Origin of the sequence: Sphingomonas sp. PR090111-T3T-6A, assembly GCF_000383095.1 — a bacterium.
Lineage (GTDB): Bacteria > Pseudomonadota > Alphaproteobacteria > Sphingomonadales > Sphingomonadaceae > Solisphingomonas.
In genome coordinates, this window is the sequence record NZ_AORL01000024.1 from 20,152 (window position 1) to 46,691 (window position 26,540).

General features: G+C 67.0%; 22 protein-coding genes. 12 read left to right on the top strand and 10 right to left on the bottom strand.

Annotated elements, in window-relative coordinates; genetic code table 11:
* The first annotated feature begins 405 nt into the window (after positions 1-405).
* Positions 406-2,316: a CocE/NonD family hydrolase gene (locus ST3T6A_RS20605; RefSeq protein WP_202804613.1), complete on the top strand. Its 1,911-nt coding sequence runs from the start codon at positions 406-408 to the stop codon at positions 2,314-2,316.
* Between the two features lie 33 nt (positions 2,317-2,349).
* On the opposite strand, the gene ST3T6A_RS0118270 is transcribed toward ST3T6A_RS20605, so the two are convergent.
* Positions 2,350-3,168: an FkbM family methyltransferase gene (locus ST3T6A_RS0118270; protein WP_162140549.1), complete on the bottom strand. Its 819-nt coding sequence runs from the start codon at positions 3,166-3,168 to the stop codon at positions 2,350-2,352.
* Positions 3,169-3,389: 221 nt separating this feature from the next.
* On the opposite strand from ST3T6A_RS0118270, the gene ST3T6A_RS20610 reads away from it, so the two are divergent.
* From ST3T6A_RS20610 to ST3T6A_RS0118315, 9 genes are all read left to right on the top strand, one after another.
* Positions 3,390-3,917: an RNA polymerase sigma factor gene (locus tag ST3T6A_RS20610; RefSeq protein ID WP_235785856.1), complete on the top strand. Its 528-nt coding sequence runs from the start codon at positions 3,390-3,392 to the stop codon at positions 3,915-3,917.
* A 31-nt stretch (positions 3,918-3,948) separates the two neighbouring features.
* Positions 3,949-4,854 (top strand): FecR family protein, encoded by a 906-nt coding sequence (locus ST3T6A_RS0118280; protein ID WP_019834407.1) that lies wholly within the window; start codon positions 3,949-3,951, stop codon positions 4,852-4,854.
* Between the two features lie 77 nt (positions 4,855-4,931).
* Complete coding sequence (locus tag ST3T6A_RS0118285; RefSeq protein WP_235785857.1) at positions 4,932-7,523, top strand: TonB-dependent receptor domain-containing protein; 2,592 nt, start codon at positions 4,932-4,934, stop codon at positions 7,521-7,523.
* Positions 7,513-8,985 carry an esterase-like activity of phytase family protein gene (locus ST3T6A_RS0118290; RefSeq protein WP_026359855.1) on the top strand — a complete coding sequence of 491 codons (1,473 nt, stop codon included), beginning with the start codon at positions 7,513-7,515 and terminating at the stop codon, positions 8,983-8,985. Before ST3T6A_RS0118285 ends, ST3T6A_RS0118290 begins: the two co-directional genes overlap by 11 nt.
* 98 nt (positions 8,986-9,083) lie before the next feature.
* On the top strand, positions 9,084-9,725 hold the full coding sequence (locus ST3T6A_RS0118295; RefSeq protein ID WP_037539077.1) for a PepSY-associated TM helix domain-containing protein: 642 nt from the start codon (positions 9,084-9,086) through the stop codon (positions 9,723-9,725).
* 11 nt (positions 9,726-9,736) lie between these two features.
* The gene (locus tag ST3T6A_RS0118300; RefSeq protein WP_019834411.1) at positions 9,737-10,216 is read left to right on the top strand and encodes a DUF2271 domain-containing protein; all 480 of its coding nucleotides are present in this window, start codon (positions 9,737-9,739) and stop codon (positions 10,214-10,216) included.
* A gap of 11 nt (positions 10,217-10,227) precedes the next feature.
* Positions 10,228-11,103 (top strand): DUF4198 domain-containing protein, encoded by an 876-nt coding sequence (locus tag ST3T6A_RS0118305; RefSeq protein ID WP_019834412.1) that lies wholly within the window; start codon positions 10,228-10,230, stop codon positions 11,101-11,103.
* A gap of 11 nt (positions 11,104-11,114) precedes the next feature.
* Positions 11,115-12,089 carry an FAD:protein FMN transferase gene (locus tag ST3T6A_RS0118310; protein ID WP_019834413.1) on the top strand — a complete coding sequence of 325 codons (975 nt, stop codon included), beginning with the start codon at positions 11,115-11,117 and terminating at the stop codon, positions 12,087-12,089.
* A gap of 110 nt (positions 12,090-12,199) precedes the next feature.
* Entirely contained in the window at positions 12,200-12,979 is a 780-nt protein-coding gene (locus tag ST3T6A_RS0118315; protein ID WP_026359857.1) for an IclR family transcriptional regulator, read from the top strand.
* Here ST3T6A_RS0118315 and ST3T6A_RS0118320 read toward each other — a convergent pair.
* The 5 genes from ST3T6A_RS0118320 to ST3T6A_RS0118340 are packed head-to-tail and all read right to left on the bottom strand — an operon-like array spanning position 12,976 to position 18,674.
* Positions 12,976-14,487: an MFS transporter gene (locus ST3T6A_RS0118320; protein ID WP_019834415.1), complete on the bottom strand. Its 1,512-nt coding sequence runs from the start codon at positions 14,485-14,487 to the stop codon at positions 12,976-12,978. The genes ST3T6A_RS0118315 and ST3T6A_RS0118320 overlap by 4 nt on opposite strands.
* Entirely contained in the window at positions 14,487-15,599 is a 1,113-nt protein-coding gene (gene bglB / locus ST3T6A_RS0118325; protein WP_019834416.1) for a beta-galactosidase BglB, read from the bottom strand. The genes ST3T6A_RS0118320 and bglB overlap by 1 nt, the downstream gene beginning before the upstream one ends.
* A gap of 20 nt (positions 15,600-15,619) precedes the next feature.
* The gene (gene rhaM / locus ST3T6A_RS0118330; protein WP_026359859.1) at positions 15,620-15,934 is read right to left on the bottom strand and encodes an L-rhamnose mutarotase; all 315 of its coding nucleotides are present in this window, start codon (positions 15,932-15,934) and stop codon (positions 15,620-15,622) included.
* Positions 15,931-17,472, bottom strand: a complete 1,542-nt coding sequence (locus ST3T6A_RS0118335) for a rhamnogalacturonidase (RefSeq protein WP_019834418.1) — start codon at positions 17,470-17,472, stop codon at positions 15,931-15,933. The genes rhaM and ST3T6A_RS0118335 overlap by 4 nt, the downstream gene beginning before the upstream one ends.
* Positions 17,473-17,474: 2 nt before the next feature.
* The gene (locus tag ST3T6A_RS0118340) at positions 17,475-18,674 is read right to left on the bottom strand and encodes a rhamnogalacturonan acetylesterase (RefSeq protein WP_019834419.1); all 1,200 of its coding nucleotides are present in this window, start codon (positions 18,672-18,674) and stop codon (positions 17,475-17,477) included.
* A gap of 81 nt (positions 18,675-18,755) precedes the next feature.
* Between ST3T6A_RS0118340 and ST3T6A_RS0118345 the strand changes: the two genes are divergently transcribed.
* On the top strand, positions 18,756-19,415 hold the full coding sequence (locus ST3T6A_RS0118345) for a DUF6250 domain-containing protein (RefSeq protein ID WP_019834420.1): 660 nt from the start codon (positions 18,756-18,758) through the stop codon (positions 19,413-19,415).
* Here ST3T6A_RS0118345 and ST3T6A_RS0118350 read toward each other — a convergent pair.
* Together ST3T6A_RS0118350 and ST3T6A_RS20615 are read right to left on the bottom strand one after the other, a co-directional pair.
* The gene (locus ST3T6A_RS0118350) at positions 19,402-20,214 is read right to left on the bottom strand and encodes a rhamnogalacturonan acetylesterase (RefSeq protein ID WP_051103501.1); all 813 of its coding nucleotides are present in this window, start codon (positions 20,212-20,214) and stop codon (positions 19,402-19,404) included. The genes ST3T6A_RS0118345 and ST3T6A_RS0118350 overlap by 14 nt on opposite strands.
* A gap of 2 nt (positions 20,215-20,216) precedes the next feature.
* Entirely contained in the window at positions 20,217-23,123 is a 2,907-nt protein-coding gene (locus tag ST3T6A_RS20615; RefSeq protein ID WP_019834422.1) for a TonB-dependent receptor, read from the bottom strand.
* 290 nt (positions 23,124-23,413) lie between these two features.
* Between ST3T6A_RS20615 and ST3T6A_RS0118360 the strand changes: the two genes are divergently transcribed.
* A complete protein-coding gene (locus tag ST3T6A_RS0118360; RefSeq protein WP_019834423.1) occupies positions 23,414-24,544 on the top strand; it encodes an aldose epimerase family protein in 1,131 nt (376 codons plus the stop codon).
* A gap of 41 nt (positions 24,545-24,585) precedes the next feature.
* Here ST3T6A_RS0118360 and ST3T6A_RS0118365 read toward each other — a convergent pair whose 3' ends face one another.
* Together ST3T6A_RS0118365 and ST3T6A_RS0118370 are read right to left on the bottom strand one after the other, a co-directional pair.
* Positions 24,586-25,923: an oligogalacturonate lyase family protein gene (locus tag ST3T6A_RS0118365; RefSeq protein ID WP_019834424.1), complete on the bottom strand. Its 1,338-nt coding sequence runs from the start codon at positions 25,921-25,923 to the stop codon at positions 24,586-24,588.
* Positions 25,924-26,014: 91 nt separating this feature from the next.
* Positions 26,015-26,540: SDR family oxidoreductase (locus ST3T6A_RS0118370; protein WP_019834425.1), on the bottom strand; the 526-nt coding region annotated here is incomplete at its 5' end.

The window sequence follows — 26,540 nt, forward strand, 5'->3', positions numbered from 1 at the left end:
GGATTGGCTCGTCCGGAGCAAAGGGCGAGGCGAATGGCGAGCACGAAGACGATCCTGATTCTTGCGGCGCTATTTTGTGCCGCGCCAACAGGCGCCCGCCCTGCCGATGCCCAGCAGGTTCCTTACGGGCTTGCCGCACGCGACGCGGCATCGCTCGATGGCAGCAGGGTCGCCGAGATTGCCCGGCGCGTTCTCGACATGCCGGCGGGCCATCGACCCCTCACCCTTCGCGAGCGCGGCATTCTGTTCCTGGCGGCTGGGGACTACGGGCGCGCTGCCGGATACTTCAAGGGTCGGAGGTGCAGGTCTTCCCCCGACCCTGCCGAGGCACGTCGCTGTTTCCTGGGCGCCTATGCCCTCGCCCGTCAGGCCTCGCTTCCGCAGGGCCGTTCGTTCGACACAGCCTTGGGCGAGCAGTTGGCCCGGCGGATCGGATCGCTCGACGGCGTAGGCGAGGAGCAGGTCTTCGCCTGGCTCCGAACGCGCGACGCGCTGGCGGGGAACGAACTCGACAGTCTGCTCGGCCGGCTTGCGGGGGCCGATCGCATCAACGTCGACGACGCCATCGCGCTGGCGTACGCCACCACGACCTTCGAGGCGTCGCGCGCGGCGAAGCAGGCGACCGACACCTTCATCGCGCGGGAACGGGCGCGGCGCTACAGGATCGAGGAGTCCATTCTCATCCACACCCCGCAGGGCGCTTCGCTCGCCGCGACGCTCGTCCGCCCGAGGAATGCGACGTCGCCGCTGCCGACGGCGATGTTGTTCACCATCTATGCCGACCAGGCACGCAATCTGGAGATAGCGGCCACCGCCGCGGCGCACGGCTATGCCGGCATCGTCGTCAACGCGCGGGGCAAGCTGCAAAGCCCCGACACGATCCGTCCCTATGAAGTCGAAACGGACGACACGGTCGCCGCGATCGGCTGGGTGAGCCGGCAGCGCTGGAGCGACGAACGCGTCGGCATGTATGGCGGCAGCTACAGCGGCTTTGCCGCCTGGGCGGCAACCAAGCATCTGCCTCGGGCGCTCAAGACGATCGTCCCCTATGCCGCCGCGATACCCGGCCAGGGCCTGCCGATGGAGAACAATGTCTTTCTCAACGCGAATTACGGCTGGCCCTTCTACGTCGCCGACAATCGCACGCTCGACCGGAAAACCTATAACGACCCGGAGCGGTGGTCGGCGCTCAACGACCGGTGGTATCAAAGCGGGCGGCGCTATCGCGACATCGACAAGGTGGACGGCACGCCCAATCCCTGGCTTCAGCGGTGGCTGCAACATCCCTCCTATGATGCCTATTGGCAGGCGATGGTGCCCTACGGCGAAGACTTCGCGAAGATCGATATCCCCGTTCTGACGATCAGCGGCTATTATGACGACGGACAGATCTCCGCGCTCCGCTACCTGAAACAGCATTACCTCTATCGACCCAAGGCCGATCATTATCTGGTGATCGGCCCCTATGACCATTTCGGCTCGCAAAAACCGTTCAAGGACCCGGAATTGCGCGGCTATGCGATCGATCCCGCCGCGCAGTTCGACACGATCGGGCTTACCTTCGCCTGGTTCGATCATGTCTTTCGGGGGAAGGCGCTGCCGGCGCTGCTGAAGGACCGGATCAACTATGAAGTCATGGGCGCGAATCTCTGGCGTCACGCCCCCTCACTGGATGCGATGAGCCAGAGCAGCCGGATGCTCTATCTCACGAACGTGCGGAAAGGCGGGCGCTATCGGCTTTCGCCGGTGCGGCCCGGGCAGCGTGGCGCGATTCCGGAGACCGTCGATTTCGCGGACCGCACCACGACCGGCGCCGGCTATTATCCTTATCCGATCGTCAATCGGCATCCCGATCTTTCGACCGGTCTCGTATTTGAGACGGAGCCGTTCGATCACGCGACCGAGATAAGCGGCGCCTTCTCGGGCGTCTTGCGCGCGCGCATCAACAAGCGGGACTTCGATTTCCTCGTCGCGCTCTACGAGTTGCGGCCGGACGGAAGCACGTTCGCCCTGTCCTATTACCTGGGGCGCGCGAGCTATGTGCGCGACATCACCCGGCGCGAGCTGCTGACGCCGGGTGCGGTGAGCGTGCTGCCGTTCGACCGGACGCGTGTCGTCAGCCGCAAGCTGGCGGCGGGAAGTCGCCTTGTCATCGTCGTCGATGTCCTCAGAAACGGCTTCCACCAGATCAACTACGGAACGGGCGGGGATGTCGGTGACGAGTCCATCGCCGATGCGCGGGAACCGCTGCGGGTCGAGTGGCAGACCGACAGCTTCGTGCGCATACCCGTGACGGCCGTGCGCGCAGGCCCCTGATAACAGTCCGGGCGGTGCAGGGCAGCGCGGACCTCAGGCCGATCGGAAGCCATAGTCGAGCAGGTATGGATAACCGTCGATGCTGCCCGGACGCGTGTCGTTGGCGCTATGGATGCGCGTCATGGGTACGGGCGGCTCGCCGCCTGGAATGGCGAGAATGTTCGTGTCGCCCGAGACGGATGTCTGCACATCGGTACGCTTCGTCGCATTCGGCGTAACGAAGGGGGCGAACAGCCAGAACACGCCATAGCCCGCGTCCAGGAATTTCTGGGTTATCGCTATCGAGTTCGCATCGCCCTTGTGCTCGATCACCCAGCTCTGATTGCGCGAGGCCAGGAGGTTGGGCGCGCCCGCCAGGACGTCGGTTTCATGGCCCTCGACGTCGATTTTGATGACGCGGGTTTGAGGCGGCGCGATCTCGTCGAGCGTGCACATCCGAACCGTCTCTGTCGGTGCCGAGCCGGGATTGCCGCGAAAACTCAGGGCTCCGAAGTTGATGGCGCTTTCAAGAGACGGGGCCGGAAACCGGGCGAGGCCGGCTGTCGCGCCCGCGGCGGCGTGGTGAACGTCGAGATTGGTGAGCCGGTTCGCGAGAGCGTTGGTCGAGAGGATCATCGCCAGATGCCGGTTCGCCTCGATCGCGACGACCCGAGCGGCGGGATGGCGGGCGGCGATCGGCACGGCCATCGTGCCGATATTCGCGCCGACATCCAGAAAGGCGCCGCCTTTCGCCATCAGCTTGTCGATGACATCGAGTTCGGGCCGGGCGAATTCGCCCGCGCGCCGGAGGGACGCCCCGACGACCTCATCCGCCATGGGGAAAAGGAAATCGAGGCCATAGGCGCGCGTCATGTCCAGCATTGCGTGCTCGTAGCAGGAGCTTCCCCGACGCACATCCTTCAATGTTGCGCCAAGGCGAGCGGCGACGTGAGGGAGCGTGCCCTAATCCGCGCCGGCCATCTGCCGCCCCGACTGTCACGATAATTTCTCAATACGGATCCAAAGATCGCCTTGGAGACGTTGGAAATTTGAGCATTTGCCCCCCTCATATCGTCCGATGGGTGTCGCTTCATGTGATCCCGCAGGAGCAGAAGGTCAGGGGAGCACTGCGTCGGCTGGGTGTCGCCGAGAGCGACATCGATGACCTGATCCAGGACGCCTATTGTCGCCTGACGACGCTCAAGTCCGTCGACCATATCGATCGGCCGGGCGCCTATTTCATGCAGATCGTCAAGAATGCCTGGCGCGACAGCCTCCGGCGCGCGCGGGTCGTCCGGCTTGAGGATTTTACGGAAAACGCCGCGCCGATCGTCGTGGACGAGGCGACAGGTGTCGAGGCCACGATCTTCGCGCGCGAGCAGCTCGGGCTGATCGAGGCCTTGCTGGCGACGCTGCCCGAGCGATGCCGGACGATCTTCACCTGGAAGCGGATGGAAGGGATACCGCAGCGGGAAATCGCGAGGCGACTTGGCGTTAGTGAGAATGTAGTCGAGAACGATGTCCAGAAGGCGCTTCGCCTGATCCAGCGAGCGCTCAGAGACACCGGCGAAGAAGAGCGGGAAGAGTGGAAGATTGACGACAAGCGGCAGAAAATCGGTTGAGGAACTGGAGGCCGAGGCGACAGCCTGGGCTTTGAAAATCGACGCCGCGCCGGATCAGCCTCCTCCGGGACTGAATGAGTGGTTCGCCCAGAATCCGAAGCACGCCGGCGCCCTGCTGCGCGCGCAGGCGACGCTGGCCCTGTTCGAGCCGGCTTCCCATGCCGAGGATTCACCGGCCGAAAGCGGGAAAGCCTCGAACTGGAAACGGCTGGCCATCGCGGGTGGCGGAACGGCCGCATTGGCGGCATCGGTCGCGGCCTTCCTGCTCATCGGCCCGCCGAACGAACGCTACGAGACCCAGATCGGCGAGGTCCGGTCGGTGGCGCTCAGCGATGGCTCGTCGGTGTCGATCGACGCCAAGAGCCGGATCGACATCGCCTTCGACGCGACGCACCGCGACGTGCACATGCAGTCCGGGAAAGCGCTGTTCCGCGCGGCGCACAATGCGGAGCGCCCTTTCCGCGTGATCGTGGACAATATCGTCATCACCGACATCGGCACCACCTTCCAGGTGGCGGATGACGATCCATCCGGAGATGTCGAGGTTCTCGTCACGCAGGGCGCTGTCCGCGTCGATGCTCCGGCGGGCCGGGTCGATCTGACGGCGGGCCAGCGGGCCCGGTTCTCGAAGCTGGCAGCGAACGGCCCCCTGCCGAAAACCGTCCGCATCGCGCCCGCCGACATCGAGCGGATGCTGGCGTGGCGGGACGGCCGGCTCGAGCTGGACGGCGAAACGCTGGACAGTGCGGTCGCTGCCATCAACCGGCATAGCCGGCTGCAACTGCGCGTCGGCAACGCCGGGCTGGGCCGGGAAAGCCTCTATGGATCGTTTCGCATGGACGACGCGGCCGGCTTTGCACGCGCGGCCGCGGTGAGCCTCGGCACCGAGGCCCGCTCCGATCCGGACGGCATCGTCATCGGCCCCTCGAAAAAATAACCAACGGCGATAAGGAAACCGTCCCCCACGGCGTCGAGGAGGTGAACCGTCACTCCGACCGACCCAAGGGGACCTTCATGCACGCTCACTTCCGCCGGCTGGCCATCGGCTCGGCTATCCCTGCGCTTGCGATCGCTTCGCCCGCGCTGGCGCAAGCCACCACCTTCAACGTGCCTTCGCAGGATGTGGCGAGCGCCGTGCGGCAGTTCGCCCGGCAGGCCAAGGTGCAGATCGTGGTGTCCGGCCATGTCGCGGAAGGCCGTCGCACGCAGGCCATCTCCGGCGCGATGACGGTCGATCAGGCGCTCGAACGGATGCTCGCCAACACCGGCCTCGCCGTCCGGACGACGGGCGCGGGCACCTATGTGATCGTGGCGAACCAGAGCACGGCCTTGCAGGACGCGCCCGTCGCCAGCGCCGACGCGGAGGCCGACTCCTCCGAGATCGTCGTCCTCGGCAGCGGCGAGACCCGCTCGGTCTCGACCCTGCTTCCGCAGAATCTCAAGATCCTGCCGCCCGGCGTCAGCGTGCAGAAGGCGCTGAACATCCTGCCGGGCGTGAGCGCGCAGTCGATCGACGCGCTGGGCCTCAACGAGCAGTCGATGACCCTTCAGGTGCGCGGCTTCAGCACCACGCATCTCGGCTACACGCTCGACGGGATGCCGCTCGGCGACGGCGCCTACAACAACTATAACGGCCTCACCATCAACCGCGCGCTCATCTCCGAAAATCTCGGCCGCGCCGATCTCGCGACGGGCATCGCCGGCCTCGGCATCCCGTCCACCAGCAACCTCGGCGGTGCGGTGACCTATGCGAGCAGCGATCCGCATAAGGAGCTGGGCTTCTCGGTCAGCCAGACCTTCGGCAGCGAGGCCGGCAAGCGCACCTACGCGCGCTTCGACACCGGCGAGCATGCCGGTTTCTCGGCCTATCTCTCCGGCCAGTATGGCGAGCAGGACCTGTTCGTGAATCAGCGCGCGTGGAACAAGTCCACCGTCAAGCAATTCAACGGCAAGCTGAAATACCAGTTCGACGGCGGCACGATCACCGCCTTCGGCGACGTCTCGCGCACCAACCAGGCCGACGATCCCTATCTGTCGAAAGAGATGCAGTCGCGTCTCGGCTGGGACTGGGGCGGCTATGCGCCGGACTGGCAATCCTATCTCGGCGTCGCCTATTGCGGCGTGACCGGGCCGGCGGCCGCGGGCAAGTGCGTCGCCGCGCCGTCGCCACAGAAGAACGCCGACGTCACCTTCACCAACGGCCAGATCCTGCGCGACGACAATCTGTTCTACGTCGCCGGGGATTACGACCTCACCAAGTCCCTCCACGCGCACCTTCAGGTGTATCATCACACCGACAAGGGCGCCGGCAACAACTGGATCACCGGCTGGTCCACGCAGGGCACGACGACCACCGATGACGATCTGCCGGTCCAGATCCGCGACACCCGCTACACGATCGACCGCACCGGCGTGCTCGGTAATCTGAGCTGGGATGTCGCCTTCAACCACATCCAGGCGGGCTTCTGGATCGAAGACAATACGAGCAGCGCCGCGCGCTATATCTGGACCAACGTCACCGGTCCCTTCAGCCTCGCGCAATATCTGAAGGGCCAGCCGGATCAGGCCCAGTGGGTGCAGCAGACCAAGTGGAAGACGCGGCAATTCTATCTTCAGGACACCGCGAGCTTCTTCGATGATGCGCTGAGCATCGATTTCGGCTTCAAGAGCACCTATTCGAAGTCCGACGCGCAAGCCGAGCCCGGCATCGCCAAGACGCCGCCGCCGGCCTCCAGCCAGTTCGCGAGCGGCACGCTCAAGGCCAAGGACAATTTCCTGCCGGAGGTGGGCGTGCGCTGGAAGATCGCGCCGCGCCACGAACTCTTCGCGAGCTACGCCGAGAATATGGCGATGTTCCAGGGCGGCTTCAAACTCGGCCCGCAGTCGGTCTCGCAGGCCGTCTGGGACGCGCAGGGCAAGACGCTGAAGCCCGAGACGTCGAAGAGCGTCGAAGGCGGCTACCGCTATGTGAGCGGCCCGTTGCAGGTGTCCGCGACCGGCTATTGGGTGAAGTTCGACAACCGCCTGTTGCAGTACAACCCCTGCCCCACCAACCAGCAGCAGAATCCGGGCTGCGGCAACTCCTTCCACAACGCCGGCAGCGTCACCAGCCGGGGCGCGGAACTCGGCGTCCTGTGGAAGCCGCTGCCGTGGCTGAGCTGGTACAATTCGGCCTCGCTCAACAAGACCACCTACGATCAGGATCTCAACTGGTGCACGACCACCTGCGTGATCTACGCCACGGCCGGCAAGCAGCAGGTCGATACGCCGAAGACGATGGTGGCCAGCATGCTGACCGTGCGGAAGGACGGTTTCTGGGGCTCGCTGCAGGGCAAATATACCGGCCGGCGCTATTACACCTACACCAACGACCAGAGCTTCGGCGGCTACACCACCTTCGATCTCGGCGTCGGGTATGATTTCGGCAAGGTCGGCCCGCTGAAGGGCGCGAAGCTGTCGCTCAACGTCACCAACCTCACCGACAAGCGCTATGCGTCGAACTTCGACAACAGCGTGTTCGCGCCGACCGACAAGACCGGCACCATTCTGGTGTTCCACTCGTCCGCGCCGCGGCAGGTCTTCGGGACGTTCGGCATTGATTTCTAAGCGTCTCGGCGCCGCGCTGATGCTGGCGTGGCTTGTCCCGGCCTTCCCCGCCCTCGCCGGCGGGGAAGAGCCGATCACCCGGCCGCATTGGGATCAGAGCGCCGGTGCGCGCAGTGTCTCGCTCAACGGCCAGACCTTCATCGACCGGGGTCTGGCCGGCACCGGCAGCCTTCCGGCCGGCACGGTGGATTTCCTCGGCGACACGCTGGGTTCCTTCTCCTCGCTCCAGATCGCGCCGGGTAGCTGGAAGCGCGTTGGCAACCATTATGAGGGCATCCTCTGGACGCTGCCGGACCGGGGCCGCAACGATCCTGCCGCAAACCTCTTCTTCGATTATGCGGGGCGGCTGGAGCGGCTGCGCATCCGCTTCACGCCGGGCGATGGGCGGGTCAGCCTCGTTCCCGATGGCGGGCTCGAGCTGCGCGACTTCCGGGGCCGCCCGTTCACCGGCGCCGATCCGGGCGCGGGTACGGTGACGGAGCGCGGCATGGTGTTGCCGGCTCCGGCCGGCGGCGTCGGCGCCGGCAAGGTGTCGCTCGATGCGGAATCGCTGCAATTCACGCGCGACGGCGGCTTCTACGTCGGCGATGAATATGCGGCCAATGTGTATCATTTCGACCGGCGCGGTCGTCTGCGTGGCGTGATACGACCGCCCGCGGCCGTCGCGCCGCGCAGCGCCGGGCGGCCCGATTTCGGTTCGCTGCACGCGCCGCAAACCGGCCGGCGCAACAATCAGGGCGTGGAAGGCATGTCGCTGTCGCCCGACGGCCGCACCCTGTTCGTCGCCCTGCAAAGCGCGCTGATGCAGGACAGCGCCACCGGCAATGCCGCCGGCCGCACCGACATCCGCGTGCTGGTCTACGACGTGAGCCGGACACCGGCACCATCGCGACCCGTCGCGCATTATGTGGTGCAATTGCCGGCCTATAACGCCGACGGCAATGGCGGCACCCCCGATCGCACCGCCGCGCAGAGCGAAATCCGCGCGCTTGACGACCATCGCTTCCTGATGCTCGCGCGGGACAGCGCGGGGCGCGGCGCGGAGGGCAAGGCGCCGATCGTCTACAAGAGCATCCTGCTGGTCGACGTCGCGGGCGCGACCAATCTCGCCGGCACCGACTACGAAACCGGCACCGCGTCGCTGCTGGAGGACCCGGCCGGCACGAAGCTGCGGCCGGGCATCGTTCCGGCCGGCCGGGTCGAGCTGGTGAACATGCTCAACCCCGTGCAGCTCGCGCGCTTCGGGCTCAGCGTCGAGGCGCTGTCCGAGAAATGGGAAGCGATGGACCTCGTGTCCGTGCTGGAGCCCGATCATCCGGCCGACTATTTCCTGCTCGTCGGCAACGACAATGATTTCATCGCGCGCCGCTGCCGGATGTCCGGCCAGCCCTGCAACTCGGATTTCGACAATGACAGCCGGATACTGGTCTATCGCGTGAGCCTGCCGACGCCGTTGCGGTAAGCACGCCCCGGCGCACTGCGGAGCACATTAATGCGATCCGTTCGCATTAGCTATTGAGCAAGCCCGCCTGTCGTTCTACGCCCTGCTGCGTGACCCAGATGCAGCCTCCTCCCGTCCGCCGCCGTAAGCCCGTGCACAAGTGGCGGAACTGGTGGCTCAAGCAATTGCACACATGGCACTGGATGAGCGCGGCCATCTCGCTGACCGCCATGCTCGCCTTCGCCATCACCGGCATCACGCTGAACCACGCCGCCTCCATCCCCGCGCATCCCGTCACGGTGGACAAGGAGGGGATGCTGCCCGCGTCGCTCCGTCCGCTGCTCGCGCACCCGGCGGCGAAGGATGCGCCCCTGCCCGGGCCGGTCGCGAGCGCGGTCAAGTCGGCGGTGGGCCTGGACGCAGGAGGGCGGGCGGCGGAATGGTCCGACGATGCGGTCTATGTCGCTCTCCCCCGGCCCGGCGGGGACGGCTGGGTCAGCATCGACCGGGCGAGCTGGAAGATCACCTCCGAGGTGACCGATCAGGGCTGGATCTCCTACCTCAACGATCTCCACAAGGGCCGCAACACCGGCCGCGTCTGGTTCTGGTTCATCGACGTTTTCGCGGTGGCATGCGTGTTCTTCACGCTGACCGGGCTGGTGCTGCTGTATCTCCACGCCCGGCGGCGGCACTCCACCTGGCCGCTGGTGCTGGGCGGCGTCGCCATCCCCTTTCTCCTGGCCGTCCTGTTCATCCATTGAGGGATATCGTCATGCGTCCAACCTCCGTCCTGCTGCTCGGCGGCGCCCTCGCCGCACCCGCCACCGCCGGCACCGTGACCGTCACCGTCCCCCGCCTGAGCGTCGCCGAATATCACCGCCCCTATGTCGCCGTGTGGCTGGAGCCCGCCGGCGGTGGCACGCCGCGCACGCTGGCGGTGTGGTACGACATCAAAAAGGCCGGCAACGAGCCCGGCACCAAATGGCTTTCCGAGCTGCGCGCCTGGTGGCGCAAGGGCGGCCGCAGCATGGCCATGCCCGCCGACGGCATCAGCGGCGCGACGCAGGCGCCCGGGCCGCATAACATCGCCCTCCCCGCCGATCTGAAGCCCGGCGCCTACGTCCTCAACGTCGAGGCCGCGCGCGAGACGGGTGGCCGCGAGCTGGTCACCGTTCCGGTCAACCTGCCGGCGGGCAATGCCCGCGCGACCGGCAAGGCCGAGCTTGGCGCCGTCACCCTCTCCACCCGCTGAAGGATCATTCCATGAGAGCGCTCGTCTCCCGCCTGCTCGTCGCCACCGCGCTGCTGTCGGCGCCCGCCGCCTTGTCCGCGCATCGTCAGTGGCTGCTGCCGTCGACCACCATCGTGTCGGGCACCGATAACTGGGTGACGGTGGATGCCGCCGTCTCCAACGATCTCTTCTATCCCGATCATTTCCCGATGCCGACCGAGAGCATCCAGGTGTGGCAGCCGGACGGCTCGACCGGCGCGATCCAGAATGCGGCAAAGGGGCGGTATCGCTCCACCTTCGACGTCCAGCTCGACAAGCCGGGCACCTGGAAGATCGGCACCGCCAGCACCAGCGTGTCGGGCAGCTTCAGGCTGAACGGCGAGGACTGGACGGTCGGCCGCCGCCGCGGGCCGCCGCAGGGCGCTCCGGGCCAGCCGCCGCGCGGCCCCGAGGGCCGTCCCGCGCATTCCGTCGCCACCGCCGCCGACATCCCGGCGGGCGCCACCGACGTGAAGCTCACCGAGATGAGCAGCCGCAACGCTATTTTCGTGACGGCCGGCGAGCCGACCAGCACCGTGCTCCAGCCCACCGGCAAGGGCCTCGACATGCAGCCCGTCACCCACCCGGACTCGCTCGTCTCGAACGAGCCGGCGCACTTCCGCTTCCTGATCGACGGCAAGCCGGCGGCGGGCCTCAAGGTGACGCTGATCCCCGGCGGCAAGCGCTATCGCGACAGCGAGGGCGTGATGGAGCTGGCCACCGGCGCCGACGGCGTGCTGGAGGTGAAGTGGCCGGCGCCCGGCATGTACTGGCTGAACGCCACGACGACCGACAACCACCCCGCCACCCCGCGCGCGACCGAGCGGCGGATGAGCTACACGTCCACGCTGGAGGTGATGGCGCCCTGAACCGGCCGATCGTGAGGATCGCGCTGCCGCCCGCCATTTCGGCGCAGGCCTTCGCCGGGCGGGACGCGGCCGCGCCGGTGGCCGCCCTCGCCGGCGAGACGATGGGGACGACGTGGAGCGTGCGGTTCGCCCGCCCGCCCCATGTCGATCCGCAGGCCCTCCGCGCGTCCATCGTCGCGCGGCTCGGCGGGCTCGTCGGGGAGATGAGCCATTGGGAGGCGGGCTCGCTTCTTGCGTGGTTCAACCGGGCGGCGGCGGGGCAATGGATCGTGCTGCCGCCCGATTTCGCGCAGGTGATGGCCGAAGGCCTCGCCATCGCCGGGCGGAGCGGCGGGGCGTTCGATCCGGCGATCGGGCGGATCGTCAATCTGTGGGGCTTCGGACCGGTCGCAGCGCCCCGGCCGCCTTCCGATGACGAGATCGATGCCGCGCGGGCCTTGGCGGGGTGGCAACGGCTCGCCTATGACGCCCCGGCGCGGAGGCTGCGCCAGCCGGGCGGCGTGATGCTCGATCTCTCCGGCATCGCCAAGGGCCATGCCGTCGACGTTCTGGCCGATCTGCTGGAGGCCTCGGGTGTTCGCCATGCCCTGGTCGAGATCGGCGGCGAGCTGGCCGGGCGCGGCGTGCGGCCCGATGGCGATCCCTGGTGGGTCGATCTCGAAGTGCCGCCGGGGCTGGACGTGCCGCCGCTCCGCATCGCGCTGCACGGCCTCGCGGTGGCGACCTCGGGCGACTATCGGCGCGGCGCCCATAGCCTCGATCCGCGCACGGGCCGGCCGATCACGCACGGCACCGTCTCGGTGAGCGTGCTCCACGACACCGCGCTCCGGGCCGACGCCTGGGCCACCGCGCTGACCGTCTTCGCCCCGGACGAGGCCATGACGCTCGCCGCGCGCGAGGGCATCGCCGCCCGCCTCCTCATCGTGGCGGACGGCGAGACGCGCGAACTCGTCACGCCCGCTCTCGCCGCGATGCTGGAGGACTGAGCCTCGTTCCCAACCCTCGACGGATGGCCTCCGGCCATCGGCGGAGCTTGCTCGCGCTCGCACAAATATTCCGCTAGCGTGCGGGCGACGATCAACCTCAAGGTGTTTGAGTGAAAGACGAGAAGACGACCGGCGGCGTGGATTCGCCCAGTGGTGCTCAAACCCTCATGCGCGCGCTCGACATCCTCGACGAGACGCTGGACGGGCCGACCAGGATCCAGGATCTCGCGGCCAAGCTCGGCCTCACCAAGACGACCGCGCACCGCCTCGTGAAGGCGCTGCGCTCGCGCGACTATCTGGCGCTGACGCCGGACGGGCTGACGCTCGGGCCCAAGCTGCTCCAGCTCGGCCAGAAGGCGCGCGAGCATATGGACCCGGCGCGCGTCGCTCGCCCGCATATCGAGCGCCTCTCCGAGCTGACCGGCCATTGCGCCTTCATCGGCAAGCGCGAGGGCGACTGGTCGCGCCATCTCGACCGCGTCACCGGGCGGCAGCGCCTGCTGGTCGCCACCTCGCCGGGCGATCGCCGTCCGATCGCGGAGACGGGCATGGGCAAGGCCCTGCTGCTCGACGAGAGCGAGGAGGAGCTGCGCCGCCTCTATGATCTGGCGAAGGACGGCCATGCCGCGCCCGCGCGCATGAAGGCGTGGCTGGCCGAGATGAAAACCAACCGCGAGAAGGGCGTGGTACGCCACGACAGCGAGATCGGCGACGGCGTGCGCTCGATCGCGGCGCCGATCCGGGGCGCGGACGGGCGCATCTGCCTCGCGATCAACATCGCCAGCGCCGCCCATTATCTCGACGACGAGGCGATGGAGCGCATGGCCCCGCAGGTCCGCCAGACGGCGGCGGACATCAGCGCGGCGCTGGGTTACGCGCCCAAGGCCTAGGCCCGGCCCCAGAGCCGCTCATAGGGGCGGCCGGACAGGTCCTCCACGATCTCCCGCGCCTCGGGGGACGTGGGGGTGCGGGCGCCTGTCTTGAGATGCTCGATCTCGGCCATCAGCACGCCGTGCGTGCGGCTGTCGAGGCGGAAGCGGAAGGAGACGGCGATCCCCGCCGCGAGAACCGCCAGCGTGCCGGCCGCCAGCACCCACGCCAGCACATGGATCGCGCCCGCACTCTGCACCGCGGCCTTGGACTGGAACCCGCCCGCCTCCATGACGAGGCCCACGCCCGCCACCGCCGCCGCCTGCGCGGCCTTGCGGATGAAGGTCATGACGCCGGCGAAGCTGCCCTCGCGGCGCTTGCCGGTCATGATCTCGTCGACATCGGCCATGTAGTTGTAGGTCGCCCACGGGATGTAGTTGAGCGCGCCCCGCCCGAGCCCCGCCAGCGCGATGGGGATGTAGAGCGTCCAGCTCGCGCCGGTCTCCCCGCCCCACCACAGGCCGATCAGCGCCACCACGCCCGCGGCGAAGCTCAGCGCCGCCAGCCGGTACGCGCGGGCAGGCGAACTCCTGAGCGCCATGTTGATCGCAAGGAACACCGCGACAAGCTGCACGATGTAGAGCGTGCCGAGCAGCCCCGAGGCGATCGCCGTCGTCCCCGCCAGCGCGAAGATCACGAAGAAGGTGAAAGCGGCGTTGAAAATATCCTGGCTGATATAGCCGCCCAGATACATGCCGAGATGCAGCCGGAACGCCCGCACCCGCATCGTCGAGAACAGGTTGCGATAGAGCGCCGTGAAGGCGCTGCCGACACCACCCTCGCCTTTCCGGCCCTCCAGCGCGCTCGCCGGGAGATGGCGCTCCCAGCTGAAAGCATAGAGGAACCCCGCCGTGCCCATGAACAGCACGGCGAAGATCACGCCCATGTAGAAGAAGGTCTGCGGGCTGTCCTTGCCCAGCCAGTTGATCAGCCACAGCGGCATGAACCCGGCAAGGATCGCCGACACCTGCCCGAACAGGATGCGATAGCCCGCGAACTTCGCCTTGGTGGCATAGTCGGTCGACATCTCGGCGGCGAGCGTCTCGAACGGGATGATCTCCATCGCGTAGACCATCTCGAACAGCACATAGGTGACGAGATAATAGAGGAAGCCCTGCCCCGGCAGCCACATCAGCGCGAAAGAGGGCAGCAGCGGGATCGCCGCGAGGATGAAGAAGCGCCGCCGCCCGAACCGTCGCCCGAGCCAGTGCCCGCCGAACCGATCCGAGATATGGCCGATGAGCGGCGAGGTGAACGCATCGAGGATGCGCGCCACCGCGAAGATCGTCGCCGCCTGCCCGGCCGATAATCCGCAGAACTTGGTGTAGAAGATCAGCACCCAGCCCGACACGATCGCCATCGAGCCGGCGCCGAGGAAATCGTTCGACCCGTAGGCGATGAAGTTGATCAGCCCCACCGCCCTCGCGGGCGGGGCTTTCTCTGCGGCGATCGGGCGGGTGTCGGTCATCAGATGTAGGTGCGCAGGAATTCGCCGAGCGCGCAGATGGCAAGGCTCTGGCCGTAGGGCATCGAGGTCAGCGGGATGTCCTTGTAGAACTGCATCGTGTCGCCCATCGCCGTGCCGAACGACACCTGCTGAAGCTCGCCCGTCTCGTCGATATTGGCAAGCACCCCGCGGATCGCCTTGAGGCCGACCGGGAGATAGTCGGCCGGAAGATAGCCCTTCCGCACCCCCTTCAGGATACCGTAGGCGAAGCCCGCCGTGGCGGACGCCTCCAGATAGCTGGTCGGGTCCACCACCAGCGTGTGCCACAGGCCGCTTTCATCCTGCGTCTCCGCCAGCGTCTTCACCTGGGCGGCGAGCGTGTCGATCAGGAAGGTACGTAGCGCATCGCCCTCGGGAAGATCGAGCATCTCGATGATCTCGGGGATGGCGATCGTCACCCAGCAATTGCCGCGCGCCCACAGCGCTCCGGCGAAATTGTGCCGGCCCTCGAACGTCCAGCCATGATACCAGAGGCCCGTCTTGCGATCGGCCAGATATTTGATGTGGACGAGGAACTGGCGCTTGGCCTCCTCGACATAATGCGGGCGATCGAGCAGCAGCCCGATCTTGGCGAGCGGCAGGACCGACATCATCAGCGTGTCGTCCCACATCTCCTGCGGGTTCTCGTCGTTGAAGACGATGTGCTGGAAGCCGCCCTCCTCGGTCTTGGGGAGGCCGTCAGGCGCCATCAGCCATTCCGCCCATGTGTCGAGATAGGGGATGTAGCTGATGTCTCCGGTCCGCTCGTAAAGGTAAGCGAGCGTCAGGAAGGGCGCCATGGTGTTGATGTTCTTGGTCGGCGTGCCGGCCGCAAAACGGTCGCGGAACCAGTCGATCATCACCTGGAAGGCGGTCTGGTCGCCGGTCTGCTCGTAGAAGCGGTAGAGGCCGAACAGGCCGACGCCGTGGGTCCATTCCCAGTCGTTCCAGCCCTTGGTGTCGATGACGCGGCCGTCATCGAGCCGGAGGAGGAACTCGCCCGTCTCGTCCTTGATGTTGACGAGATTGTCGATGAGCTTGGCGATGGCGTCCAGCACGTCCTGTCGGGGAACGTCGTGGGTAAGGGCGGCCATGGGGAACGATCCTCTTGGGTTTAAGCGAGATAAAACAGGGGGGTGAGCGGCCATTCGCGCGGACGGTTGCCGGGCTCGACCTCCATCAGGGGCGCCATATGGTCCCACCAGCGCTTCATGATCGGATGGTCGGGCAGGCTGTCGCGGCGGTTGTCGTCGGCAAGGTCGAGCACGGCGAACAGCGCCAGCGTCTCCTCGTCGAGGAAGATCGAATAGTTGCTGATCCCGGCGTCGCGGAGCAGCTCCGCCAGCTCGGGCCAGATCGCGTCGTGGCGGCGGCGATATTCCTCCACATGGCCGGGCTTGAGCTGCATTCGGAAAGCGTGACGGGTCATGATACGCGGCCCTTTTGGTCGATACGGTTATGCCAGAGCGGGGTGTCGGCGACGGCGATGCGCTCCGCGTCCTCGGTCATCACCGGGGGGCGGGCGTCGGGCGTGGCGGTGGTCATCTCCAGCCCCCGGATGCGGATGTCGCGCGCGTGGCGCATCCACAGGCCCCAGGCCGGCAGCGTGCCGAACATGGAGGGCTCGGGATAGGCGTCGACCACCTCCGCCGGGCGCAACGCCGCGTCCGCCGCCGTGCCGCCACCCGCGAAACCGAGATGGATGCGCTCCAGGCTGACGTCCGCGACCGGGTGGCCGGGGAGCCCGGCGAGGATCGCGGGGTAGCGATGGTCGATGCCGGTCGCGTCAATGTCGGAGAGGCGGACGCCCGCCGTGCTGCCGATGCCGGTGCCCTCCGGCCCACGCCTGCGGTCGCCGATGCGCACGAAGATCGGCGCGGTGGTAATGTCGCGCATCACGATGTCGCGGACAGTCACGTCGCGCATGGCGCCGCCGTCCACCGTCTCCAGCGCGAGGCCGCGGCAATGCTCGAAACGGCAGCGCTCGATGAGGATCTGGGAGTATCCGCCATTGCTCTCGGTGCCGAGCTTGATGCGGCCGGTCGGGCGGTCGCGATCCGGGGCGAGCGCCTGCGTGGTGCCGCGCGTGCCGTCGAGCATGGTGCCGATGTCGTAGCCCGACACGGTGCAGTCGCTGATGACGACATCCTGAGACGGCTTGAGATGGCCGAGGGCGAGGCTGCTCTTCACGACGATCGCGTCGTCGTTGGGCGAGTTGACGCGACAGCCGCGCACGCGCGCACCCGTCACGCAGTCGAGGTCGATGCCGTCGCGCTGGGTGTCGATGCGGAGGTCATCGATCTCGATCCCCGCGGTGCCGGTGGCGAGGATCGCCATGTGCCCGCCGCGCAGGATCGTGAAGCCGGAGAGCCGGACGCGGCCACCGCCCCGGAGCGAGATGGCCTTGTTGCCCTGCCCGTTCATCGCGGCGGCGTCGGGTTCGAGCCTCGTGATGGCGTGGTCGTCCATGCCCTTCATCGAGAGCGGGCGTTCGCCGGTGGTCTTGTGCCAGCGCGCGCCGGGGCCGTTGCGGGTGAGGCCGCGCCCGTCGATCAGGCCGGGGCCGCTGATCGACACGCGCTCGACGCCATCGCCCCAGAACAGGCTGTTCGCCCAATGGCTGTGGCCGAAATCCTGATAGAGGATATCGCCGCGATCCTCGGGCAGGTCGTAGCGGCCTTGATGACGCGCAGGGTCGGCGGCCTCGATCACCGCACCGGGCTCGAAGACCAGCGCCACATTGCTGCGCAACCGGACTGAGAAGCAGAGATAGCGACCCTTCGGGATGACGACCGTGCCGCCCCCCGCCCGCGCCGCCTCGACGATGGCGCGGTTGAAGGCATCGGTGTCGAGCGTCACGCCGTCGCCGCGCGCGCCGAGCGCCCGGACATCGAGCGGTGCCGCCGCGCGGGCGGCGAAGGGCAGCATCGCCACCGCGCCCGTGAGGAGAAGATCGCGCCGGGTCATGCTCAGTTCCCCGCCGGGCGCGCGTTGCTGCGCGCGATGCTCTCGGGGATGTGGATTTGTTCGGGCAGAGGCGGCTTCGCCGGATCGAAGCGCACCGCGCCCGGCGCGATGTGCGCGGCCAGCGACGGCTCGACCTTCGCAAGCTGCTCCGCGACCGCGTTGGCGAGCAGCCATGCGCCGTAATTATCGTTGTGCGTCTTGTCCCTGCCGCCGTCGTTGAAGGCGAGCGGGGCGCGCTCCGGCCCCAGCGCCTCGTAGATCGCGCGGCTGGCGGCGTTGAGATCGATCAGCGCGACATGCTCGTCGGCCGCCACCTTGCGCATCGCGGCAACATAGTCGTCCAGCGTGCCGACCAGCTTGCCGTCCGCGCCGAAGTTGCGCCGCTCGGGCGGCGTCACCAGCACGGGCGTGATCCCGCGCCTGCGAGCCTCGGCGATATAGGCCTTCAGATAGGCCGGATAAGTGTGGACCGGATCAGTAAAGGTCTGCGGCCACTGCGTCTTCTGGTCGTTGTGGCCGAACTGGATCAGCAGCCAGTCGCCCTGCTTCGCCTGCGACAGCAGCTTGTCGAGCCTGAGCGCCGTCAGAAACGACTTCAGCGTCTCGCCCGACCAAGCGTGGTTCGCCACCGCCACCTTGTCGTCGAGCAGCGCGGGCAGCATCTGGCCCCAGCTCGCGGCGGGTTCGCTCGGCTGGTCGGTGACGGTGGAGTCGCCGGCGAGGAAGATCGTCGGCGCGGTGGCAGGCTCGATCGTCACCGTCTTCACATGGGGTTGCCCGAGGAACTCCAGCGTCAGCCGGTCGTCCCAGTCGGGCGCCTTCGCCTCGGCCTCGCCGATCCGGACATGATCGCCACCGGGCGCATTCAGCGGCGGCGGGGCGAGCGCAGGCGTGCGCACCGCGACGAGGAAGCTCCGCGTGACGCTCTCGCCGGGCTTCGCCACGACATCGAGCAACATCAGGCGGCGGCTCTCCGCCTTGACGGTGGTGCGGCCGGCTCCGAACGTGACGGTGACGCGGTACAGCCCCTCGGGCACCACCGCCGACAACAGCAGTGCGTCGGCGCGACTTCCCGGCTCATAGCCGACACCGCCCGCACGGTAGGGCTGGCCCGCCGGCACCGGCGTGAAACCCTGCTTCGCCGCCGATCCATCCAGCGACAGCCGCCACAGCGGCTCGGCCAGCGCGGGTGTAGCGTGCATCAGGCCCCCCGCGAGCGCGATCAGGGCGAGGCGCTTCAGGCCTTTCCTCCTGCGATCATTCGCGTTTAGGATCAGCGGCCTATGACCAAGCTGCGCTTCGCCTTGCCTCTCCTGCTGCTCGCCGCGGCGGCTCCGCCCAAGGGCGACGACTTCCGCCACGGCCTCGGCCAATGGCGTATCGAGGCGGAGGCGCCCGCGAAGGTCAGCGCCAAGGGCGGCATCCTCGACATCGACAGCCCAAAGGGCATCTCGCTCTGGTATCGCCCGACGCTCACCGGCCCAGTGCGGATCGAGTTCGACGCGCTCCCCGTCTCCGAGGGCGGCCCCGACGACGCCGTGAGCGACGTCAACGCCTTCTGGATGGCGCACGATGTCGGCACGGCCGATCCGCGCACCCCGCCGCACCCGCGCAGCGGCGCCTTCGCGCAATATGACGACCTGCTCACCTATTATGTCGGCATCGGCGGCAACCGGAACACGAGCACGCGCTTCCGCCGCTACATCGGCAAGCCCGGCAACCGCCCGCTGCTGCCCGAGCATGACCGCAACGACGCCGCCGCGATGCTCCAGCCCAATCGCTGGACGCATGTCGTGCTGATCGCGGACGGCCATCACATCGCGGTCGAGCGCGACGGCGCGACGCTGTTCACGCTGGAGGATCGGGAGCCCTACAGCGCCGGTCATTTCGCGCTGCGCACGACGAAGAGCCATCTGCGCATCCGCAACCTCACGATCCGCTAGCCGCGCATGCGGGGGAGCCGAGCGTCGTCACGGCCTCGGCATCCCCCGCCCGCACCGCACGCGCGACAGGCAGCGGGAGCGCCGCCAGGTCCTTCGCAACGATCGCGGCGGCGGCACGCGCGCCCAGCTCATTCAGGTGAGTGGTGTCATGATGCCCGTCGGGGAAGCGGGCGACATGATCTTCGGGCGCGTAGATCAGGAAATAACGTGTCGACGCCGCCTCGCCCTTAGCGTCGATGAAGGCGCGGAAATCGGCGTCGAGATCGATCAGCGGCGTGCCCGTCTCCGCCGCCACCGCGCGGACGGTGGCGGAGTAGGCGCCGTGCGTGTCCTTGGCGTGGCCATCCGCGAACTCGTGGCGCGCGATCGGGGTGACCAGCACCGGCTGCCCGCCCTTCGCCCGCACGTCAGAGACGAAGCGGGTGAGGTTGGTCTTGTACTCACCCTCCGGCTCGGTGTGCCGGTACATCTTGGTGCGATCCTCGTCGTTATGGCCGAACTGGATCAGCACCGTGTCGCCGGGCCTGAGCGTGGCGAGCAGGCCGTACCACAGCCCCTCATCCAGGAAGCTCCGCGTGCTGCGCCCGCCCCGCGCGAGGTTCATCACCGACACGCGCGGCGACAGGTTGCAGCCGAGGAACATGCCCCAGCCCATCTGGGGAAACTGATCGGACCTGTAGACCGCCGCCGTGGAATCGCTGGCGATCAGCACCCTTCCCGGCGCTGGAGCGGCATGGGCGCCGCCGATGGCCATCGAGGCCATGGCGACGCCCAGCGTCCAGGGAAAACGAAAGGCCATCCTCAGAACTTGTACCGCGCGCCGAAGAAGAACTGCTGCCCGGTCTTGGAGTAGACCTGCTGGTCCTGACGATCCTCACCGTCCCAATAGCTGGTCGGCTGGTTGGTGAGGTTGAGCGCGTCGACGCTGAGGGTGAGCTTGTCGGTGAGCTTGTAGCTCATCGACGCGTCGACATTGGTGCTGGAGAAGGCACCCGCCGTGTCGGCGAGGCCCGCGCGCACCGGCACGATGCGCAGATACTGGTCGCGATAGGCCAGCGAGACGCGGGCCGAGAACTTCGCATCCTCATAATAGAGCGTCGCGTTCGCCGAATTGGGCGACACGTTGATGAGCGGCGCGATCAGCGTCGGCCCGCTCGCATTGGTGGTGAGGATGTACGAGATCTTCGAGTGGATGTGCGTGTAGTTCACGATCCCGCCAAAGTGCTTCAGGAAGCCCGGCAGGAAGGTGAAGGGCTGCTGCCACGCCAGCTCGAAGCCGTCGATGTTGCCGCCCTTGGTGTTCTCGTAGCTGGTGATGTTGGTGGTGCCGTTGGGATCGCCGCTCGCCGGCAGCAGCGAGACAGGCAGGCCGGCGGCCGAATAGGTCGTCGTCTGCGTCACCTGCTGGACGAAGTTGCTGACCTTCTTGTGGAAGTACGCCGCCGACAGCATCGCGCCGGTCTGGAAATACCATTCCACGGCGGCGTCGATGTTGGTGGCGCGATAGGGATCGAGGTTCGGATTGCCGACCGTCGCCGAATAAGGCACCTGCGACGTGCTGATCGAGCCGCCCGGCGTCAGATAGCTGAGCGACGGACGCGACATCACCTTGGCGACGGCGAAGCGTGCCGTCAGCTTGGGCGTGATATCGAGGGCAAGGTTCCCCGCCGGCAGGAAATCGTCATAGTTGCGACGCGCCTTGGTCAGCACGCCGTTGCCGACATAGCCGGTCGAATGCTGGTTGGTATGGGCGTAGCGCAGGCCGCCATTGCCGCGCAGCACCATGCCGTAGGGCAGGTCGAACTTGAAATCGAGCTGGGCGTAGGGGCTGAGATCGCGCTCGATCACCGAGCGGTTGTCGCCCTGCGCGCCGGTGCCAAGCGAGCCCAGGCGCCAGTCGCCATATTGGTTCACGCAGCCGCAATCGACGCCGAACATATCCATGATCTTGTCGATGTTCGGCACGATGAAGGAACTGGTCGAGCCCGACGGCAGGCCGATGTCGTCGATCGAGACGCGGCTGCTGATGTCGGCGATGCTGGTGCCGGCGGGAAGCTGCGGGATCGTCGTGTTGTCGACGATGCGCTGCTCGCGCTTCGAGACGAAGCTGAAGCGCTTGTAGGTGATGCCCGCCTTGGCGGTCAGCGCGTCGCTGAGCTGATACTCGAAATCCGCCTTGAGGTCGCGGAAGCGGTTGTTCACGCGGGCCTTATATTCGCGGATGCTGTCATAGCCCGGCTGGAACGCCCAGTTGTTGGGGTCCGTCGCGTCGAAGCCGTAGTTCAGGTACGGCGTGTGCGGCGAGTTGCGCGCGTCATAGACGAAGTTGTCGCCGTCGAAACGGCTGAACGTCACGAGCCGCGAATAGGGATTGTTGAACAGCGAGGCGGACTGGCCATAGAGCAGCTTCAGCTTGCCCCGGCTGCCGACATCCTGCGTGGCGTTGATGTTCCACTGATAGAATTGCGTCGTCGATTTGTTCTTCGAGTTGGTGACGCTGAAGTCGGTGTCGTCGAAGACGCCATAGACCATCTCGCCCGCATCGTTCGCCTCGAAGTCGCGCACCTTCATGTTCGGGCGGCCGGCGAGCTGGGCGGCGGTCAGCGTCGAATTGGCGTTGGCCGTGCCATTGCCGCGATTGAGGCTGATCGGGTTGGTCGCCAGATCGTTCTGGTTCTGGTGATAGCGCGAATAAGCGAGATCGACCGTGATGAGCGTGTGGTCGGTCGGCCGCGCCTGGAAGGATGCGGTGACGCCGAGGCGCTCCTCGCGGTCGATGAAGCGACCATAGCCCGGCAGACGCGGCACGAAGATATTGGGCTGGTTGAGCTTGTTATAAGCATCCGGCGTCGAACCGGGGAACTCGCCCGGTGCGGCGATACATTGCGAGGCGTGCGGCGCGGTGCCGATCAGCGGGTTGACCGGGGTGACCATGCTGCCGGGCACGACAGGGCAGAAGCCGTTGTTGAGATCGCTGAAATCCGCGAGCGACGTATCGGAATAGGCGTCTTCCTGCACGCGGCGCTTGGAATAGGCCGCCGAGATCAACACGCCGAAGCGATCGTCGAAGAAGGTCTTGCTGATGAGCCCCGCGAGGCGCGGCGCGGCGGACTTGCCCATCGGATAATAGGCGCCCTGCCCGGAAATCGCCGCCTGGAAGCCGGGATGGTCGAACGGGCGGCCGGTCTGGAGATCGACGGTCGCGCCGAGCGAGCCCTCGTCCACCTCGGCCGACTGGGTCTTGTGGACGACGATCGAGTTGAACAGCTCCGACGCGAACACGCTGTAGTCGAAGCTGCGGCCCTTGTTGATGCCGCTGCCGAGCGTCGAGCCGGTCGTGGCGGCGATCGCCTCCAGCCCGTTGAAGCGGGTGCGGCTGAAATCGCCGCCGAGGCCGCGCACGGTGATGTTGCGCCCCTCGCCGCCGTCGCGCTCGATCGAGATGCCGGGGATGCGCTGGAGCGAGTCCGCGAGGTTGGCGTCGGGGAAGGCCGCGATATCCTGCGCGTTGATCGCGTCGACCACTTCGGCCGACTTCTGCTTGATGCGGATCGCGGACTGGAGGCTCTGGCGGAAGCCGGTGACGACGATCTCCGGCGCGCCGCCCTGAGCGGTTGCGTCGGGAGCGGGCGCGTCGGCGGGAGCCGGGGCTGCGGCGGGCACCGCAGCCGGCGCCGCCGGATCGGCGGCCCATGCCGCTGCCGGCACGCCAAGCAGCAGAACACCTGCAATACCAGTACCAACGCTGCCACGAAGGCGCTGTGAAAGACGAACGGTCCGCCGCTTGGTCATCATACCCCTCTCCGAGGAAATCCATAATATGGAATTATGTTCTATTTTGTGGAGTATGATGCGAATTGAGTCGGTGTCAATCCTCTGACGGCGATTTGTTGCAATTAATGAAAGCCAGTGCCACCAATTGGAACAGGAAAATGACCGGCCAGGCATGATCCGCTCGCCAGTGTCCCTCTCTTCCGGCAGGAGCAGAGGGGTATGGAATGGATGAGGATGCCGACCCGATGATCGCCGCGCTGTCTCTCGCTCTGGCCAGCGTGGTGGCCACGCCCGCCGGCACGCTGCCCGACGGACGCGCGGTCGAGCGCTATGTGCTCACCAATGCGCGCGGCCATCAGGTGAGCCTGCTGACGCTCGGCGGCGCGATCGACGCGATCCGCATGCCGGACCGGCAGGGCAAGCTCGCCAACGTCGTGCTCGCCCTCCCCAGCCCGGCCGACTATGCTGAGCGCACCAATTTCGGCAGCATCGTCGGCCGCTATGCCAATCGCATCTCGCAGGGCGGCTTCACGATCGACGGGCATCGCTACGCGCTCTCGCCCGATCCCAACGCGACGATACTCCATGCCGGCAAGGACGGCTTCTCGGAGCGGATATGGAAGGCCGAGCCCTGCCGCACGCCCGGATGCAGCGAGGTGACGCTCCGCCTCACCAGCCCGGACGGGGATGGCGGCTTCCCCGGCACGCTGGAGGTGGCCGTCACCTACAGCCTCTCCGCCGACGATACGCTGCGCATCGACTATCGCGCGACGACCGACAAGCCGACCGTCGTGAACCTCACCAACCACAGCTATTTCAACCTCGCCGGCAACGACAGCGGCAGCGCGGACGGGCAGACCATCCAGATTCTCGCCTCGCGCTACACCCCCGCCGACGAGCATCGCCTGCCGACGGGCGAGTTCCGCTCGGTGGCCGGCACGGTGTTCGATCTGCGCGTGCCGGTCGCGATCGGCACGCGAGTCAACCGCGACGATCCGCAACTCCGCGCCGCGCACGGCTTCGACCATAATTTCGTGCTCGACGGGCCGAAGGGCGACACGCCTGCACTGGCGGCGGTCGCGCACGATCCGACGAGCGGGCGGACGCTTCGGCTCTACACCACCGAGCCGGGGCTCCAGTTCTACACCGCCAACGGCTTCGACGGCGGAATGACGGGCGCGGACGGCACGCTGCTGCGCCAGGGCGCGGGCTTCGCGCTGGAGACGGAGCATTTCCCCGACAGCCCACACCATCCGGATTTCCCGACGACCGTGCTGCGGCCCGGCGCGGTGTTCCGCTCGACCACCCTCTATCGCTTCGGCATCGATGACATGGGGCAGACCCCCAAACGCTGATGCTCCGGCCGGGAAACGCCTCCCGGCCGGAGCGGAGGGCGTTACTTCGCCTTCGCCAGCTCGACCGCGAAGACCTGCGTGCCGCCGAACATGTTGGAGCGGAACACCAGCCACTTCCCGTCCGGCGTGAAATTGCCGTTGGGCTCCAGCCGGTAATCCTGCTTGGACATGTTCACCAGCTTCTCGGCCTTGAAGAAGCCGGGTTTGATCAGGCTCTCGGCGTTGGGCGCCTTGATGCCGGCGACATCGGGGATGGTCTGCGGGCGGAAGAGATACATCCACTTCCCGTCCGGCGCGTGGGCGACCATCTCATTGTCGCCGCCGTCGCCCGAGAAGAGCGTGCCGTCCGGCGAGCTGTGGTAGTGCACCGACCATTCGTTGCGCTGGAGGTGATACCAGGTCCGCTTGCCCGTCGCGATCTCGTAGCCGGCAACCCAGAAGTCCTCGCCGCGCGGCGTCTGGAGATCATACCAGATGGTCTTGCCGTCATGCGAGAACCACTCGTGGCCGGCGATCTCCATGTTCATGGTGCGATGGTGGATGGAGACGGGCTTGGCGCCCGGCTGGTCGGTGCGGATCGTCCAGAGGCGATCGACCTTGTGCCACGGCCCCTCGTGGCAGAACATCAGCAGGCCGGGATCGGTCGGCGAGAATTGGAGATGGTTGAGCCAGTCGGTCGAGCTGTAGACCGCCTTGCGCGCGCCGGTCTTCGTGTCGATGGTGAACATCGTCATCGGGATCTTGGCCTCCAGACGCTCGTTCATCCGCGTCTCCTTCGCCTCGGCGTAGGTGAGCGGCTTTCCGTCCGGGCCGGTGGCCTTGTAGTCGGCCTGATCGTAGCGGGTGTCGCGCTTCTGGAAATAAGCGAGGCTGGCCGACGCCGCGCCCGGATCGGTCTCGACGCCGCCGAGCAGCGTCTCGTCGGCGTTGATCGTCTGGATCTCGCCATGGGTCACGTCGGCGATCTTGCGCGTGCGCCCCGTATCGACGTCCGCGGCATAGACCGTCTTCGCCGCATCCGCCTTCTGGGGCATGGTGATATAATAGACGCTGCGCGTGCGATGGCCGGTGAAGAGCATCCGGAACGGCGTCGCGATGCGCACGATAACGGTGAGCTTGCGCGTCTTGAGGTCCACCGTGGCGATGCCCTCGGGCACGGTGATGAGCAGCTTGTCGCCCTGCGGCGTGTAGCCGTTATAGTTGAAATAGAGGCTGGAACTGCCCGGCTCGTCCGACAGGCGGACGATGCGGTGGCCGGTGTCGGGGTCGATCCATTCGCGGGGAATATCGGCCTTGGCGACCGTTTGCGGAGCGGCGGGAGCCGCCGCCAGCGGGCTTCCGGCCAGAAGGAGCGTCGCAAGCAGGGATAGGCGCTTCATAGATCCTCTCATGGGGCCGATCGCCGGCCGCTTTGCTATGGGCTCCCCCCGGAGCTTTGGGGCCGGGCGCAGGAGCCCGGCCGATCTCATGTCACCGAGCGAGCCATCCGCCATCGACGGCGAGGATATGGCCATGGACGTAGCGAGCGGCGTCGGAGGCGAGGAAGACGGCGGCGCCGCCGAGGTCATTGGGCCGCCCCCAGTCGCCCGCCGGGATACGCTCGCGGATCGCCTTGTCGCGCACTTCGTCGGCTTGCAGCGCGGCGGTGTTGTTGGTGGCGATATAACCCGGTGCGATCGCGTTGACGTTGACGCCCTTCGCCGCCCACTCGTTGGCGAGCAGCTTGGTGAGGCCGCCCACGCCCGACTTGGACGCGGTATAGCTCGGCACCCGGATGCCGCCCTGGAAGGTCAGCATCGAGGCGATGTTGATGATCTTGCCCGAGCCCCGCGCCAGCATGTGACGCCCCGCTGCCTGACACAGGAAGAACACCGACTTCAAATTGGTATCGATCACCGCATCCCAGTCTTCTTCGGTGAAGTCGACCGCATCGGCCCGGCGGATGATGCCTGCATTGTTCACGAGGATGTCGAGCTTGCCCAACCTCTCGACCACT

What these genes read in the sequence shown, in the direction of transcription:
- ST3T6A_RS0118270 (WP_162140549.1), bottom strand. Translation starts at nt 3,168, where the DNA reads ATGACGCGCGCCTATGGCCTCGATTTCCTTTTCCCCATGGCGGATGAG.
- ST3T6A_RS0118285 (WP_235785857.1), top strand. Translation starts at nt 4,932, where the DNA reads ATGCACGCTCACTTCCGCCGGCTGGCCATCGGCTCGGCTATCCCTGCG.
- ST3T6A_RS0118295 (WP_037539077.1), top strand. Translation starts at nt 9,084, where the DNA reads ATGCAGCCTCCTCCCGTCCGCCGCCGTAAGCCCGTGCACAAGTGGCGG.
- ST3T6A_RS0118300 (WP_019834411.1), top strand. Translation starts at nt 9,737, where the DNA reads ATGCGTCCAACCTCCGTCCTGCTGCTCGGCGGCGCCCTCGCCGCACCC.
- ST3T6A_RS0118305 (WP_019834412.1), top strand. Translation starts at nt 10,228, where the DNA reads ATGAGAGCGCTCGTCTCCCGCCTGCTCGTCGCCACCGCGCTGCTGTCG.
- ST3T6A_RS0118320 (WP_019834415.1), bottom strand. Translation starts at nt 14,487, where the DNA reads ATGACCGACACCCGCCCGATCGCCGCAGAGAAAGCCCCGCCCGCGAGG.
- bglB (WP_019834416.1), bottom strand. Translation starts at nt 15,599, where the DNA reads ATGGCCGCCCTTACCCACGACGTTCCCCGACAGGACGTGCTGGACGCC.
- rhaM (WP_026359859.1), bottom strand. Translation starts at nt 15,934, where the DNA reads ATGACCCGTCACGCTTTCCGAATGCAGCTCAAGCCCGGCCATGTGGAG.
- ST3T6A_RS0118335 (WP_019834418.1), bottom strand. Translation starts at nt 17,472, where the DNA reads ATGACCCGGCGCGATCTTCTCCTCACGGGCGCGGTGGCGATGCTGCCC.
- ST3T6A_RS0118340 (WP_019834419.1), bottom strand. Translation starts at nt 18,674, where the DNA reads ATGCACGCTACACCCGCGCTGGCCGAGCCGCTGTGGCGGCTGTCGCTG.
- ST3T6A_RS0118345 (WP_019834420.1), top strand. Translation starts at nt 18,756, where the DNA reads ATGACCAAGCTGCGCTTCGCCTTGCCTCTCCTGCTGCTCGCCGCGGCG.
- ST3T6A_RS0118350 (WP_051103501.1), bottom strand. Translation starts at nt 20,214, where the DNA reads ATGGCCTTTCGTTTTCCCTGGACGCTGGGCGTCGCCATGGCCTCGATG.
- ST3T6A_RS0118360 (WP_019834423.1), top strand. Translation starts at nt 23,414, where the DNA reads ATGGATGAGGATGCCGACCCGATGATCGCCGCGCTGTCTCTCGCTCTG.
- ST3T6A_RS0118365 (WP_019834424.1), bottom strand. Translation starts at nt 25,923, where the DNA reads ATGAAGCGCCTATCCCTGCTTGCGACGCTCCTTCTGGCCGGAAGCCCG.